Here is a 14,176-nt window from a genome sequence, read left to right on the forward strand (position 1 = left end):
GCATGGTGCGAGACGACCCGGCGACCGAACTCGCCCACACCGCCTGGCCGTTGGTGCCGTCCGACGCGCTGGTACTGCTGCCGATCGGGTCCACCGAACAGCACGGCCCGCATCTGCCGTTCGACACGGACAGCGTCATCGCCGAGTCCGTCGCAAGGCGAGCGGCAACTGCCGTGCCCGGCGCGTTGGTTGCGCCGACGCTCCGCTACGGCGCCAGCGGCGAGCACGCGGGTTTCCCCGGTACCGTCTCGATCGGCCACGAAGCGCTGCGCGCGGTACTGGTGGAGGCCGTACGCTCGCTGTCGCTGTGGGCCGGGCGGATCGTCCTCGTCAACGGCCACGGCGGCAACACCGCCACCCTCGACACCGCCCTGCGACTGTTGCGCACCGAAGGCCACGACGTGGCCTGGACCGGCTGCGCCGTTCCCGGAGGCGACGCGCACGCCGGTCGTACCGAGACCTCGGTGATGCTCCATCTCGCCCCGGATCACGTGCACTTGGAGGCGGCGGTCATCGGCGACACCCGACCGCTGGCCGTCCTCCTCCCGGACCTTGTGGCTCACGGGGTCCGCGCGGTCTCACCCTCAGGCGTCCTCGGCGACCCGACCGGCGCCTCGGCGGCGGAGGGCCATCGGGCGATGGACACGATGGTCTCGGCAGCCGTCCGCCGGATCACCGCCTGGACCGTGGACGCGCGGGGCCGCCTCGCCGAACCGGTCCCGGGGGAGTCGCCCCACCAGGTCGTACGGCCATGACGCTCCCCGTCGGCTTCCTCGTCCAACTCGACCGGCACACCCGGGTCGTGGACGGTGGCCGGGCCCTCGTCGGTGGCTTCCCGACCCGGCTGATCCGGTTGACTCCGCGGGCCCAACGGCTGCTCAGCGGGCGGACGTTGCGGGTGCGGGACGCGGCGAGCGCGCTGCTCGCGGACCGGCTCCTCGACCTCGGCATGGCCAATCCCGTCGTAGCCTCGCTGCCGCTGCCCGCCGACCCCCGCTGCACGGTCGTCGTGCCGGTCCGCGACCGCCCGCGTCAACTGGCCAGGCTGCTCGGCAGTGTTGGAGAGACGTACCCCGTGATCGTGGTCGACGACGCGTCGCGACACCCGAGGGCCGTAGCCGCCGTAGCCGCCGTAGCGGCCGAACACGGCGCCACGCTGGTCCCGTTGACGACGAACGTGGGCCCGGCCGCCGCCCGCAACGTCGGACTTCGGCTCGTCACCACGCCTTTCGTCGTGTTCGCCGACTCCGACATCGTGCTGCCCCCCGACACCGTGCCCACCCTCCTCCGGCACTTCGCCGACCCCGCCGTCGCCATGGCCGTACCCCGCATCGTCGGGCTGCCCTCCGCCGCCCCGACCTGGATCGAACGCTACGAGAACGCCCGCTCCTCGCTCGACCTGGGCGCGCACCCGGCCGGAGTCCGCCCCGGCAGTCCCGTCTCCTGGGCCTCCACGGCCTGCGTCGTGGCACGGGTGGACGCGCTGAAGGACGGCTTCGACGAGCGGATGCGGGTCGGCGAGGACGTCGACCTGTGCTGGCGCCTGATCGAACAGGGCCGACGCGTGCGCTACGAACCGGCCGCCGAGGCAGCCCACGAACACCGCGCGCGGACCGGCGACTGGCTGCTCCGCAAGGCGGTCTACGGCACCGGCGCGCAGCCCCTCGCCGAACGCCACCCTCGCTTCATCGCCCCGGTCGTGTTCGCCCCCTGGAGCGCCGCGTTCGTCACCGCCCTGCTCGCCCAACGGCGTTGGTCGGTGCCCGTCGCCGGGGCCGTCCTCGTGGGCGTCACCCTCAGGATCGGCCGCAAACTCGACGGCACCGGGCAGCCGCACCGGCTCGCCGCACGGCTCACGGCCAACGGGGCGGTCGCGGCCGTGGCCCAGACCTCGGCCCTGTTCAACCGGCACTGGTGGCCCCTCACGGTCGTCGGCTGTGTGGCGTCCCGCCGGGTACGCAGGGCCGCAGCACTGGCCGCGCTGGCCGACATCGCCCTTGAGTACCGGCGCGACCGGGCCCAACTCGACCCGGTGCGCTACGGCGTCGCGCGCCGCCTCGACGACCTCGCCTACGGGGCCGGTGTCTGGCTGTCCGCCCTCAAGGGCCGCTCCAGCGCGGCGCTGCGACCTCGTGTCTCCCGCTGATCCCTGAGTCCCGGTCAGCGGAAATCGGTCGGCAGACGCCCGGGCCAGGAAATGACACTGGGATCATCCCGCCGCGTGTGTGCGGCACTTGCGCGATATCAGGCAGCAGGAGGTGTGCGGCGTGACGCACGAAGTGGTCAACCGTGTCGAGGATCTCGGGCCCGAACTTGCCGCGCTCGCCGAGGAGAACGAGAAACTCGGCAAGTTGAGCGACCGCACCGTCGAACTGCTCCGTTCGGCAGGCGTGATCCGGCTCCTCCAGCCCAAGGAGTTCGGCGGCTACAGCGCCCACCCCCGGGACTTCGCGGAAGCGGTGATGGCCGTCGCACGGCACGACGGGGCCGCCGGGTGGGTGAGCGGTGTCGTCGGCGTACACCCTTGGGAACTGGCCCAGTTGGACCCCCGGCTCGCGCACGAGGTGTGGGACGAGAACCCGGACAGCTGGATCGCCTCGCCGTACATGCCCAACGGCATCGCCGACCCGGTGGAGGGCGGATACGTCCTCAGCGGACGCTGGCCCTTCTCCTCCGGCAGCGACCACTGCGACTGGGACTTCCTCGGCGCGCTCGTCGGCGACGGCAAGGGCAGGCCGGCCGGCCCGATCTCCGTACTCCACGTCGTGCTGCCGCGCTCCGACTACGAGATCATCGACGGCACGTGGGACGTCGTCGGCCTGGCGGGCACCGGGAGCAAGGACGTCGTCGTCGACAAGGCGTTCATCCCCGCCTATCGCACCATCAAGCAGGAGACGGTCCAGGAGGGCAGCGCCGCCGAGGCGGTCGGACTCACCGACACCCTCTACAAGTTGCCCTTCAGCTCCATGTTCCCCCTCGGCATCACCGCCGCCGTCATCGGCATCTGCGAGGGCGCGCTCGCCCTGCACCTCTCCCAGCAGCGCGACCGGGTCGCCGTGACCGGGGTCCAAGTACGCGACGACCCCTATGTGTTGTACGCGGCCGGGGAGGCCGCGGCGGAGATCGCCGCCTCCCGCGTCCAACTGATCGACGGCATCAGCCGGTTGTACGACCAGGTCGAGGCCGGGAAGCCGGTCAGCATCGAGGACCGGTCCGACGTCCGCCGCAACCAGGTCCGTTGCGCCTGGCGTGCCGTCTCCGCGCTGGACGAGATCTTCGTACGGTCCGGCGGCAACGCGATCCGGCGTGACAACCCGATGCAGCGGTTCTGGCGGGACGCGCACGTGGGACTTCAGCACATGATCCATGTCCCCGGGTCCGCGTATCACGCCAACGCCCTTGCCCAGATGGGACTTGAGCTGCCCGAGGCGATGCGCGTCCTGATCTGACGGACCGTCGAGAACGTGCGAGAACAAGGAGGGGCCGTGACGGACGCCATCGAGGGGCGCCACTTCCGTGAGGTGCTGGGGCACTTCCCCACGAGCGTGGTCGCCATCACCACGACGGACACCGACCGGCAACCCCGGGGAATGATCGTCGGAACGTTCATGTCCGTCTCCCTGGAACCGCCCCTGGTGTCCTTCCTCGTGGACGGTTCCTCCAACACCCTGCGGACGATCCGGACGGCCGGTCGTTTCTGCGCCAACGCGCTCGCGGGCAACCAGGAACGCCTCTCCCGGCAGATGGCCGGCGGCCCGAACCGCTTCGAGGGCGCCGACTGGAAGGAATCCCCGCTGGGCAATCCCGTCCTGGACGGAGTCGTCGCGTGGGTCGACTGCGCCGTGGAGAAAATCGTCGAACTCGGCGACCACCAACTGGTCGTCGGACGGGTCCGCACGCTCCGCGTCGAGTCGATGAAGACCCCCTTGCTCTTCTTCCGCGGCGGTTACGGCGACTATCTGTCGAGCACGAACCTGCTGCTGGACAGCCTCGTCGGCTGGTGAGAGCAGAGAACACCCGGCGAGAGAGCAAAGAGCACCTGGTAAGCGAGCAAAGAACACCATGAGCCGCTGGATCGCGAGATCAAAGGAGATCCGCTGATGCGACAAGACCTGCACTTCAGACTGGAACGCATCTCTGCCTGGTGCGGATTCGTACTGCTGCTGGGATTCGCCGTCGCTTTCTCCGTCGGCCATCTCATCACGCCGATGGATCCGACGGAGAACGCCCAGGGCGTCGTCGAATTCCTCACCGACCATCAGACGGGCATCCTCGCGTGCGCCGCGATCATGGTCCTCGTCGTACCGTTCGAGTACCCCTTCGTGGTCGTCACCAGCATGCAGATGCGCCGTATCGAGGGCGGGTGGGGCCTGCTGTCCATGATCCAGCTCCTCACCGGTGTCGTCGCACCGATCGGCTTCTTCTTCCCGATCGCGATACTCGCCGCCGCGGCCTATCGACCGGAGAGCCATTCGCCCGACGTGCTCTACGCGATGTCGGACATCTACTGGCTCATGCTGGTCGGCAACGCCTGCATATTCGTCCTCCAGGTCTGGTCGATCGGCTACGCGGCACTCGTCGACGACCGCGCCAAGCCGGTGTTCCCGCGCTGGTTCGGATATCTCAACCTGGTCCTCGGAGTTCTGCTCATCCCGGGCGCCTTTGTCTTCCTCACCAAGACCGGACCGTTCGCCTGGAACGGACTCCTCGCGAACGTCCTTCCCACGGTGGTGTATTTCATCTGGAAGATCGCCACGCCGATCGTGCTGTTGCGCGCCGTGAAATCAGAGGAGGAGGAGGCCGCGGCGACGGCCGTGGAACCTGCGGAACTGGCGAGCACCTAGCATTCCGGCTGTGGATCGTGATCTTCGGAGGCGGGGTTCAGGAAACCGCAGCCGGTCCGACGCAACCGCACCGCCGGTGAACTCGCCTGCCAACGCTGGAGAACTGGCCGCCCACCATCACCCCGATTCCCGAGAGCCGACGACGCGGAACGTGGGATGGTCCCCGGGATCGGGAAGTTGGCGGAAGGTCTCCGCGACCGTGGGGAAGCGGCCGAACTGTTCGAGGTAGACCCGGATCAGCGGTGGACGCTCGTCGGCCGGCACCTCGACCGCCTCGAACTCCTCGGTCCGGCGTCCGCGTTGGAGTCGTCCGCTCTTCGCGGCGCGCAGATTGCGGGACCACTCGGTGTTGCCGCGCGGCGCGATGAGATAGCGCTCGCCTTCGTGATCCAGGACGGCCACCGGCACACTCCGCCAGCGCCCACTCGTACGACCACGGACGCTCAGCGTGCTCAGCACCGACCGTGCGAAGAGCTTGGCCATCCGGTTGCCGATGACCCGTGCGCCCCACGGCGGGGGCAGGTAGGGGGCGCTCATCGGGGCCTCCTCGGAGATGTGGGTGGAGTATTGTCTAGGGTGACCCTAAATATAGGGTCACCCTAGTCTCCTTGTCTCCCCGAAAACCGGACGGATGTGCCGATGGGCCTGCGCGAGCTGAAGAAGGAGCAGACGCGGACACTGATCGCGGACACCGCCTGGCGGCTGTTCACCGACCGGGGGTTCGACGCCGTGCGGGTCGCCGAGATCGCCCGCGAGGCACGCGTCTCCGAGGCCACGGTCTTCAACTACTTCCCCCGGAAAGAGGACCTGCTCTACAGCCGCCTCGAAGCCTTCGGGGAGCGGCTGGTCGCGGCCGTCGACTCCCGGCCGACCGGTACGCCGGTCCTGGACACCGTGCGGACGTTCCTGACCCGGACATCAGGCCTCCTGGCCCAGGTCGAGACCGGGGACGACGACGCACTCGTACGACTGCGGACCGTCCACCGCATGATCGCCGACAGTGCCGCGCTACGAGCCCGCGAACAACAGGCCATCGCCGACACCACCACCGCCCTCGCCGAACGACTCGCCGCCGAGACGGACGGTCCGCCCGAACCCGCCGGCGTCACCGCGTACGTGGCCGCGAACGCCCTGATGGGCGTCCATCGCGCACTCGTCGACCTCGTACGGCGACGCGTCCTGTCCGACGAGTCGCCCGACCGGCTCGCCGCAGACGTCCGTGTGTACGGCGAGCAGGCCTTTGCCCTCCTCGCCCACGGCCTCGCCGACTATGGCGTACGGTCCGCCGGGCGCGACGAGGAGGCCTGAACGGCGGGTGAGCGGACGAGAGTTGGCGGGTGCCGCTACGGGCAGGACTCCCCGAACTTCACCACGGAGAACTCCACCGGCTGTCCGCTCAGCTTCGTCCCGGCCGGTGGCTTCTGCGAGCACACCTGCCAGTTCGACTCGACCAGTACGTAACGGCCTTTCCCGGATGCGTCCTTGACCGTGATCGACGTACTGGAGGCGAGTGCGTCGCGCGCCGTGTTCACCGACTTTCCCTTGAAGTCCGGCATTTTTGCCGCCACTTGTGCGGGTGCGGAATGGTCCTTCGCCGGGCAGGTCTCGTCGAGTTTCACCGCGCCGAAGTCGAGTCGGGTGTTCGTGGACGTGGTGGTGCCGGCCTTCACGCTCTGGGAGCAGACCTTCCAGTCCCGGTCGAGGATCTGATGGCGTTCGCGGCCGAGTGAGTCGTGGGAGGTGAGGCTGTGGAAACCCTGCTTCTGGGCCGCGTCCTGGGCGGACTGGAGGCCCATGCCCACGAATGCGGGGACGGTTCTGGCCTTGCCGCCGGTCGTGGTCGTCGTACTTCCACCGCCGCCGGTGGTGGTGTCGGCGCGGCAGGCGGACGCACTGCCGCCGATGACGAGGACGCCCGCGGCGACCGCGCCGAGGAGCCTCCAGTCGCGCTTCCTCTTCGGTGGCGTAAATACGGAGTTGGACACGGTACGCCCCTGATGTGTGGATGAAGGGACACTGTGTCAGATGTTGCCACCTGTCCGCACGTTGAGTGACGAACCGTGACAGAGTCCGGAAGCCGGGCCCAATTCGCCGCAGAACGCGCCTACTTGAGGTGCTGCCCCAGGAAGTCGACGCGGCCATCACCGACCAGGCCGGAGTGCCCGACCTGTGGCGGCGCTACCTACGACTGCTGCTGGACGGCATGCGCACCCAGCCGGACGGGGCCGAACTCCTGCCCCCGAGCTCCGAGTTCCGCGGTTTTGGACCGGGCATGTTCCCCGCGGCGGAGCGTCCGACCCAACCCTGATGCCGGCCGGTGTCGTCGTCCAAGCCGCTACACGGAGAGCGCGAACCCGCCCGTCACCCGCAAGGTCTCACCCGTGACGAACGACGCCTTCGACGACACCAGATACAGCAGCGCCTCGACGATGTCCCCTTCCTCGCCCTCCCGTTGAAGGATCTGCTCGCCCAACACCCGCTTCGCCTCGGCCTCGGACAGCTCCGCGCGGACGGTGTCCGTGAAGATCAGCCCCGGGGCGATCGCGTTGACACGGATACCGTCAACGGCGAACTCGCGCGCGAAGGACACGGTCAGCCCACGCACGGCGAGTTTGGAGACGCCGTAGATGCTGCGGTTCGCGTAGGCCGCCGACGAGGAGATGTTGACGATGGTGGCACCGGCGCGCCCCCGCATGGCCGGCTGGGCCGCGAGGGAGCAGATGACGACGCCCATGACGTTCACGTCGAGCACGCGCCGCACGTTGGCGAGACCGAGTTCGGTGAACGGTCGGTTGTAAGAGGCGTGCAGGCCCGCGTTGTTGACCAGGATGTCGAGGCCACCGTGGCGTTCGGCGACCTCGTCGATGACGGTCTCGACCGCGGTCTCGTCGGCGACGTCACAGGTCACCCCTGTCACGCTGCCGCCCGCGGCGGTGAGTTCGGCTGCTGCGGCCCGCGCCGCGTCCCCGTCGATGTCCGCGAGCACGACATGCGCGCCCCGCGCCGACAGCGCGGCGCCGAAGGCCTTGCCGAACCCGCGTCCGCCCCCGGTGATGAAAGCGACCTTGCCCTGGTGCTCGTCGTGCTCCGGTATCACGGATGCTCCCGTCGTCGTTCTGGCTCCAACAGGCTTACGGTTCCGGTCACTTGGGACCGAACCGCTGTCCCGCGTCGAGCCGCAGGCACTGGCCGTTCAGCATCGGGTTGTCGACGATGGCGAGCGCGAGCTTCGCGTACTCCTCGGGGCGGCCGAGTCGTCTGGGGAACGCCGCGTCCTTGACCAGCACCGCCCGTGCCTCGTCCGGGATCTTCTCGACGGCTCCCGTGTCGAACAGGCTGGGCGCGATGGCCATGACGCGGATGCCGAGCGAGCCCAGATCGCGCGCCATGGTGAGGCACATCCCGGCGATGGCGGCCTTGGCGGCGCCGTAGGCGACCTGGCCGATCTGCCCCTCGAAGGCGGCGATCGACGACGTGTTGATGATGACACCGCGTTCCCCGTCGGGGTCCTCGGGCTCGTTGCGGCTCATGTGCGCGGCGGCGAGCCGGCTGATGTTGAAGGTCGCGACGGCGTTGAGGTCGAGGACGCGCCGGAAGGTGTCGAGGTCGTGCGGTCCGCTGCGGCCGAGCGTCCGTTTCGCCGTACCGCCACCGGCAGTTGTGATCGAGACATGCAGCCCGCCGAGCGACTCGACGGCCGCGGCCAGCGCACTCTCCGTCGCCTCGAAGTCCGTCACGTCCACCGGCTCGAACCGCCCGCCCAGCGCCGCGGCGACCTCCGCACCGGCCGACGAAGGACGATCGAGTACGACGACGTCGGCACCGCGCGCCGCGAGCAACTCGGCACCGGCCCGGCCCATTCCGGAGGCGCCGCCGAACACCACGGCCTTCTTGCCCTTGATCTCCATAGGTCGATTCCCTTTCGCTCAGGCGGACTTGGCCGACCGCTGAAGGAGGGTGCAGAGCCGGTCGCGATGGACCGCCGTGTCCCCGTACAGCACCCGGTCGGCCCTGGCCCGGCGCAGGTGGAGATGCAGGTCGTGCTCCCAGGTGAAGCCGATGCCGCCGTGCAACTGCAGCGCCCGCGCGCCGACTTCACCGGTACCGGCCGCGGCGTAGGAGGCGGCGGCACAGGCGGCCCGGGCGGTGTCGTCGGTTCCCGCGTCGGCGGCCATCGCCGCGTAGTACGTCGAGGCGCGGGTGCCGTGCACGATCAGTGCCATGTCCGCGCAGGCGTGCTTGACGGCCTGGAAGCCGCCGATCGGCCGCCCGAACTGCACCCGGCTCTTGGTGTGTTCGACGGTCAGCTCCAGCATGCGCTCCATCACGCCGAGCGCGTCGGCGCACCGCAGGACGGACGCCTCGTCGAGCAGGGCCTGGATGTCGGTCGGCCCACCGTCGAGCCGGGCGTCGAGCGGGACGCGTACGGCGGCCAGGCGGACCTCGTGGAACGCGCGGGTCGGATCCAGGACGCGCTGCCGTCGGACGGTGACTCCGGGCGCGGTGCGGTCGACCAGGAAGGACGCCGGTACGCCGTCGTGGCGCGCGGTGACCAGCAGCCAGCGGGCGCCACCGGCATCCTGCACCAGGGTCTTGACCCCGTCCAGGACGACCTCGTCCCCGTCGGTGCGCGCGCTGGTGTGGATGCCGCCCAGTGTCCACGGGGCGTGCGGTTCGGCGAAGGCCCAGGTCGCCCAGCCGTCTCCGGCGGCGAGCGCGGGCAGCACCTCGGAGCGCAGCCGCTCGGCACCGCCGTAGGCGATCGCGCGGCCGACGAGTGCTGTCGGGAGGAAGGGGCCCCGGCCGAGTGCGCGCCCGATCTCCTCGGCGACCAGGGAGAGTTCGACCAGTCCCTGGCCGGATCCGCCGTACTCCTCGGGCAGGGCCAGTCCGGGCCAGCCGAGGTCGGACATCAGGCGCCACAGCTCGGGATCGACGTCCTCGGAGCGGTCCATCGACGCCCGTACGAGGGCGATCGGGGCCCGGTCGGACAGCAGGGCGCGCGAGGCCTCGCGCAGCATGGCCTGCTCCTCGCTGAGCTCGAAGTTCACCAGCCACCACCCGGTCCGCAGCGGATCAATACGATGAAGAAGGTATCCTCTTTTCGGGGGATGGTCGAGATCCAGGGATGATTCAAGGTGTTCTTCCGTCCGTATCCCAGAGTTGAGTATCATCAATTGCATGACTGATGCCGTTCTGCTCGCCGCCTGCCGCACCGCGATCGGTACCGCTCGCCGGGGCTCGCTGCGTGACACCAGCGCCTTCGACCTCGCCACCGTCGTCGTACGCGAGGCGGTGCGGCGCTCCGGGCTGCCGCTCGACCTGATCGACGACGTCGTGCTCGGCGAGACCCTGGCCGGAGGCGGGGACATCGCGCGCTACGCGGCGATGGAAGCGGGGCTGACCCATGTGCCGGGGCTGGCGCACAACCGGCACTGCGCCTCGGGGCTGGCCAGCGTGGCGACGGCCGCCGCGGGGGTGCTCGCCGGCATGGACCGCGCGGTCGTCGCCGGCGGCACGCAGTCCACGTCGACCGCTCCCGTGGCCCGCTGGCGCATACCGGGCACCGACGACTGGCAGGACGGCTGGCGGTCGCCCTCGCACGTCCCGACCCGCGAGGCACCCAACGACGACATGGCGACCCTCGTCGGCTGGAACACGGCCCGACTGACCGGCATCTCGCGTGCGGAGATGGACAGTTGGGCGCTGCGCTCGCACCAGCGGGCCGTGCGGGCGATCGACGAGGGACGGTTCGCCGACGAGATCGTCCCGGTGGACGTCGTCGACCGCGACGGGACGAAGTCCGTGTTCGACACCGACGAACACCCGCGCCGCGACACCACCATCGAGAAGCTCGCGGCGCTGAAGGTGCTGCGTCCCGAGATCGAGGGCTACTCCATCACCGCGGGCAACTCCAGTGGCGTGAACGACGGTTCGGCCGCGGTCGTCGTCGCCTCCTCCGAGATCGCCGCCCGGCACGGGCTCACCCCGCTCGCCACCGTACGGTCGTGGGCGAGCGTCGGCGTCGATCCCGTCGAGACCGGACTGGCCCCGATCGCCGCCATCCGCAAGGCACTTGACCGGGCCGGACTGCGGATCGAGGACGTCGACCTGTTCGAGGTCAACGAGGCCTTCGCCGCGGTCGCCGTCGCCACCACCCGTGAACTGGGCCTGGACCCCGAGCGGGTGAACCCCTTCGGCAGCGGGTGCAGCCTCGGGCACCCGATCGCGACCACCGGCGCGCGCATGGTCGTCACCCTCGCGCACGAGCTGCGCCGCCGTGGCGGGGGCACGGCGGTCGCGGCCATGTGCGCGGGCGGCGGCATGGGATCGGCGATGGTGCTCACCGCGTGACACCCCGGCGGTCCGCCCGTCAGCGGGCCGCCCAGCTCACCGACTTCGTCTGCAGGTACTCGTCGAGCCCGAACTCGCCCCACTCCCGGCCGAGTCCACTCTGCTTGTAGCCGCCGAACGCGGCCCGCGGGCTCACCCCGGCGCTGCCGCCGTTGATCGTGACACCACCGGTCCGCAGCCGGGTCGCCATCTCGTACGCGGCCACGGTGTCGGCGCTCCAGACGGCACCACCGAGACCGTACTGACTGTCGTTGGCGATGCGTACCGCCTCCTCGTCGCCGCTGAACGGGATGACGACACCGACCGGCCCGAAGAACTCCGTACGGGCGACGGTCATCGCGTTGTCCACGGCGGCGAAGAGTGTCGGCTCCATGAAATAGCCCTTGTCGAGACCGGCCGGACGCTTGCCGCCGCAGACGATGCGCGCGCCCTCCTCCTCACCGACCCGGATCAGCTTCTCGACCTTCGCCCGCTGCGCCTCGCTGATGAGTGGCCCCATGGTGGTCGCCGCGTCGGCCGGGTCACCCACCCGGACCTCGGCGAGGGCCGCGCTCAGCCGGTCGACGAACTCGTCATGGACGGACTCGTGCACGAGCGTGCGGGTCAGCAGTGAACAGCCCTGTCCCGCATGGGTGGTCATCCCCGCCAGCGCGGAGCGGACGGCGCCGTCGAGATGTCCGTCGGCACGCACGATGTTGGCCGACTTGCCGCCGAGTTCCAGGACGACCTTCTTCATGGAGGCGGCGGCCTGGGCGTACACCGTGCGGCCCACCGTGTCCGACCCCGTGAAGCTGACGAGGTCCACCATCGGGTGCGTGGTCAGCTCCCGGCCGGCCTCGACATCGCCGGTCACGATGTTCAGCACCCCCGGCGGCAGCCCGACCGCGTCCGCGAAGTCGCCCAGCAGCAGCGAGTCGAGGGGGGTCTGGGGCGCCGGCTTCAGTACGACGGTGCAGCCCGCGGCGAGCGCGGGGATCACCTTCATCATGCTGAGGAAGAAGGGGAAGTTGTACGCCGAGATCAGCGCGCACACCCCGAACGCCTCGCGGCGCAGCACCCCTTGGAAGATGCCGATGCCCGGCGTGACCGTCGGATCCATCGGACGCTCCCACGCGAAGCCGGGGATCACCCGCTCCGCCATGTCCCGCAGATGCGCCACCGGTACCCGGGTCTGCAGGGTCTCCGCCAGCGCGCGCACCGAACCCGCCTCGGCCATGTTGACGGCGACCAGCTCGGGCAGTCGCCGCTCCAGTTCCTCCGCCAGGCGCAGCAGCACCGCGCCCCGCTCGGCGGGCCGCATCCGCGGCCACGGCCCCTCGTCGAAGGCCCGCCGCGCCGCCTCGACCGCCCGCCGCACATCCGCGAGCGACGAGTCCGGTACCTCGGCGACCGTCTCCTCCGTAGCCGGATTGCGTACGACGATCCGCGCGTCCGACGTGCCGTCGGTGTGCCGTCCGTCGATGTAGAGCCGCGAAGAGAACGAGTACGTCGTCGTCATGAGCCGTCTCCTCATCAGGTGTGTCCCATGTTGAGTGTACTGAATTAACGAGGACGGGTCAGGAGTGTGCCGGGTTTATTGACTAGACCGGTCGGTACAGCTAACTTCGCAGATATCTGGGGGTCGGCCTTCTGGCTACGGACGACGGAGTTCGAAGAGAGGTACCGCCTGTGTTCAAGGAATTTGTCGTGTCCGGCGATTCGCACATCATCGAGCCGGTCGATCTGTTCAAGACCCGCCTGCCCAAGGAGCTCCGTGAGCGTGCTCTGTGGGAAGAGGAGTTCACCCTCGACGAGCCGATCGTGCCGGGCGGGCACACGGAGTTCAAGAAGCTCCACACCATCGGGTTCGACGGCTGGACCATCTCCAAGTACCGCCAGACCGGCGGGGAGACCCCGGACGGCGATCCCGAGCACATCATCCGGGACATGAACTTCGACGGCGTGGACGCCTCGGTCATGTTCCCCAACCTCTCGCTGTTCGTCCTGTTCACCGACGACCACGAACTGTCGATGGCCCACGCGCGCGTGTGGAACGACTACCTCGTCGAGCGGTACCTCCCCTACAAGGACCGGCTGCGCCCCACGGCCGCGATCCCGATCACGGACGTCCCCGCTGCCGTGGCGGAGATCGAGCGGATCGCGAGGCTGGGACTCGGCGCGATCCTGCTGCCGGAGATCCCGCCGCTGCCGTACTACGCGCGGGAGTACGACCCGATCTGGGCCGCGGCGCAGGCGCACGGCCTGCCGGTCTTCATCCACGTGGCCACGGGCGGGGTGAAGGTCAAGGAGGAGATCTCCGGGACGGCGCAGACCGTCCGGGGTCTGATGACGGCCATGAACATGGGCAAGGGGAACCTGACCGACGACATGGTGGCGGGCCGGACCATGGGCTTCGCGGCCGGCGCCGGTGTGGCGGGTCCGCAGGGCATCATCGCCAGCCTGGTCGGCGGCGGGGTGTGCGAGCGCTTCCCCGACCTGCACTTCAACCTGATCGAGTACACCGCCGGCTGGCTGGTCTCCTTCATGGGCTACATGGACAAGGCCTGGAAGACGGGCACCGGCCAGGACCCCGACTGGTGGCTCGGCTTCTGGGACGACAACCGTGCGCCGAACGAGCAGCCGTCCATGGGGAGGCTGTTCGCGATCAACGACAAGTGGCCCTACCCGCTCAAGCCCACCGAGTACGTCCAGCGGCAGATCCATGTGCAGTTCGCGGACGACCCCACGGCGGTCAAGGCGCGCCACATCACCGGTCTTTCCACGGTCATGTGGGGCAACGACTACCCGCACGCGGAGGGCACCTTCCGCAGCAGCGCGGAGTGCATCGCGGAGAACTTCGAGGGCGTGAACGACGAGGACCGCGCGGCCATCCTGGGCGGCACCCTTGCCGACGTCGTGCACTTCGACAAGAGCAGGAAACTCGCCCCGGTCACCGAGAGCGCCTGACCATCGGAACGGCGTTTCAGGGCACTGAAACG

At 69.6% G+C, this 14,176-nt stretch carries 15 protein-coding genes; 9 read left to right on the forward strand and 6 right to left on the reverse strand.

Going from position 1 to position 14,176, the window contains the following annotated elements:
• Positions 1-2 precede the first annotated feature (2 nt).
• The 5 genes from mftE to JHN63_RS03375 all read left to right on the forward strand — a co-directional run bounded on the left by mftE (position 3) and on the right by JHN63_RS03375 (position 4,844).
• The gene (gene mftE / locus JHN63_RS03355; RefSeq protein WP_200677142.1) at positions 3-755 is read left to right on the forward strand and encodes a mycofactocin biosynthesis peptidyl-dipeptidase MftE; all 753 of its coding nucleotides are present in this window, start codon (positions 3-5) and stop codon (positions 753-755) included.
• The gene (mftF, locus tag JHN63_RS03360; protein WP_200677143.1) at positions 752-2,146 is read left to right on the forward strand and encodes a mycofactocin biosynthesis glycosyltransferase MftF; all 1,395 of its coding nucleotides are present in this window, start codon (positions 752-754) and stop codon (positions 2,144-2,146) included. Before mftE ends, mftF begins: the two co-directional genes overlap by 4 nt.
• 121 nt (positions 2,147-2,267) lie before the next feature.
• On the forward strand, positions 2,268-3,449 hold the full coding sequence (locus JHN63_RS03365) for a hydroxylase (RefSeq protein WP_200677144.1): 1,182 nt from the start codon (positions 2,268-2,270) through the stop codon (positions 3,447-3,449).
• Between the two features lie 36 nt (positions 3,450-3,485).
• Entirely contained in the window at positions 3,486-4,004 is a 519-nt protein-coding gene (locus JHN63_RS03370; protein WP_200677145.1) for a flavin reductase family protein, read from the forward strand.
• Between the two features lie 96 nt (positions 4,005-4,100).
• The gene (locus JHN63_RS03375; protein ID WP_200677146.1) at positions 4,101-4,844 is read left to right on the forward strand and encodes a hypothetical protein; all 744 of its coding nucleotides are present in this window, start codon (positions 4,101-4,103) and stop codon (positions 4,842-4,844) included.
• 117 nt (positions 4,845-4,961) lie between these two features.
• On the opposite strand, the gene JHN63_RS03380 is transcribed toward JHN63_RS03375, so the two are convergent.
• Positions 4,962-5,381, reverse strand: a complete 420-nt coding sequence (locus JHN63_RS03380) for a nitroreductase/quinone reductase family protein (protein ID WP_200677147.1) — start codon at positions 5,379-5,381, stop codon at positions 4,962-4,964.
• Positions 5,382-5,483: 102 nt separating this feature from the next.
• On the opposite strand from JHN63_RS03380, the gene JHN63_RS03385 reads away from it, so the two are divergent.
• Positions 5,484-6,152 (forward strand): TetR/AcrR family transcriptional regulator, encoded by a 669-nt coding sequence (locus JHN63_RS03385; protein WP_200677148.1) that lies wholly within the window; start codon positions 5,484-5,486, stop codon positions 6,150-6,152.
• Between the two features lie 35 nt (positions 6,153-6,187).
• Here the strand turns inward: JHN63_RS03385 and JHN63_RS03390 are convergent, their stop codons facing one another.
• Entirely contained in the window at positions 6,188-6,829 is a 642-nt protein-coding gene (locus JHN63_RS03390) for a PASTA domain-containing protein (protein WP_307781801.1), read from the reverse strand.
• A gap of 128 nt (positions 6,830-6,957) precedes the next feature.
• On the opposite strand from JHN63_RS03390, the gene JHN63_RS03395 reads away from it, so the two are divergent.
• Complete coding sequence (locus JHN63_RS03395; RefSeq protein ID WP_200677149.1) at positions 6,958-7,152, forward strand: hypothetical protein; 195 nt, start codon at positions 6,958-6,960, stop codon at positions 7,150-7,152.
• Between the two features lie 27 nt (positions 7,153-7,179).
• Here the strand turns inward: JHN63_RS03395 and JHN63_RS03400 are convergent, their stop codons facing one another.
• Genes JHN63_RS03400 through JHN63_RS03410 form a run of 3 tightly spaced genes read right to left on the reverse strand, consistent with a single transcriptional unit; the run spans position 7,180 to position 9,895 of the window.
• Positions 7,180-7,941 (reverse strand): SDR family oxidoreductase, encoded by a 762-nt coding sequence (locus JHN63_RS03400; RefSeq protein ID WP_307781802.1) that lies wholly within the window; start codon positions 7,939-7,941, stop codon positions 7,180-7,182.
• Between the two features lie 46 nt (positions 7,942-7,987).
• Complete coding sequence (locus JHN63_RS03405; RefSeq protein ID WP_200677150.1) at positions 7,988-8,752, reverse strand: SDR family NAD(P)-dependent oxidoreductase; 765 nt, start codon at positions 8,750-8,752, stop codon at positions 7,988-7,990.
• 18 nt (positions 8,753-8,770) lie between these two features.
• Complete coding sequence (locus JHN63_RS03410; protein WP_200677151.1) at positions 8,771-9,895, reverse strand: acyl-CoA dehydrogenase family protein; 1,125 nt, start codon at positions 9,893-9,895, stop codon at positions 8,771-8,773.
• 130 nt (positions 9,896-10,025) lie between these two features.
• On the opposite strand from JHN63_RS03410, the gene JHN63_RS03415 reads away from it, so the two are divergent.
• Positions 10,026-11,198: a thiolase family protein gene (locus tag JHN63_RS03415; RefSeq protein ID WP_200677152.1), complete on the forward strand. Its 1,173-nt coding sequence runs from the start codon at positions 10,026-10,028 to the stop codon at positions 11,196-11,198.
• Between the two features lie 19 nt (positions 11,199-11,217).
• On the opposite strand, the gene JHN63_RS03420 is transcribed toward JHN63_RS03415, so the two are convergent.
• Positions 11,218-12,696 carry an aldehyde dehydrogenase family protein gene (locus JHN63_RS03420; protein ID WP_200677153.1) on the reverse strand — a complete coding sequence of 493 codons (1,479 nt, stop codon included), beginning with the start codon at positions 12,694-12,696 and terminating at the stop codon, positions 11,218-11,220.
• A gap of 188 nt (positions 12,697-12,884) precedes the next feature.
• On the opposite strand from JHN63_RS03420, the gene JHN63_RS03425 reads away from it, so the two are divergent.
• Entirely contained in the window at positions 12,885-14,144 is a 1,260-nt protein-coding gene (locus tag JHN63_RS03425; RefSeq protein ID WP_200677154.1) for an amidohydrolase family protein, read from the forward strand.
• Positions 14,145-14,176 lie beyond the last annotated feature (32 nt).

It is taken from the genome of Streptomyces sp. MBT65 (assembly GCF_016612545.1).
In the GTDB taxonomy this organism is placed as follows: domain Bacteria; phylum Actinomycetota; class Actinomycetes; order Streptomycetales; family Streptomycetaceae; genus Streptomyces.

Coding starts and splice junctions, on each gene's coding strand:
- mftE (WP_200677142.1), top strand. CDS start 3: ATGGTGCGAGACGACCCGGCGACCGAACTCGCCCACACCGCCTGGCCG.
- mftF (WP_200677143.1), top strand. CDS start 752: ATGACGCTCCCCGTCGGCTTCCTCGTCCAACTCGACCGGCACACCCGG.
- JHN63_RS03375 (WP_200677146.1), top strand. CDS start 4,101: ATGCGACAAGACCTGCACTTCAGACTGGAACGCATCTCTGCCTGGTGC.
- JHN63_RS03380 (WP_200677147.1), bottom strand. CDS start 5,381: ATGAGCGCCCCCTACCTGCCCCCGCCGTGGGGCGCACGGGTCATCGGC.
- JHN63_RS03385 (WP_200677148.1), top strand. CDS start 5,484: ATGGGCCTGCGCGAGCTGAAGAAGGAGCAGACGCGGACACTGATCGCG.
- JHN63_RS03405 (WP_200677150.1), bottom strand. CDS start 8,752: ATGGAGATCAAGGGCAAGAAGGCCGTGGTGTTCGGCGGCGCCTCCGGA.
- JHN63_RS03415 (WP_200677152.1), top strand. CDS start 10,026: ATGACTGATGCCGTTCTGCTCGCCGCCTGCCGCACCGCGATCGGTACC.
- JHN63_RS03420 (WP_200677153.1), bottom strand. CDS start 12,696: ATGACGACGACGTACTCGTTCTCTTCGCGGCTCTACATCGACGGACGG.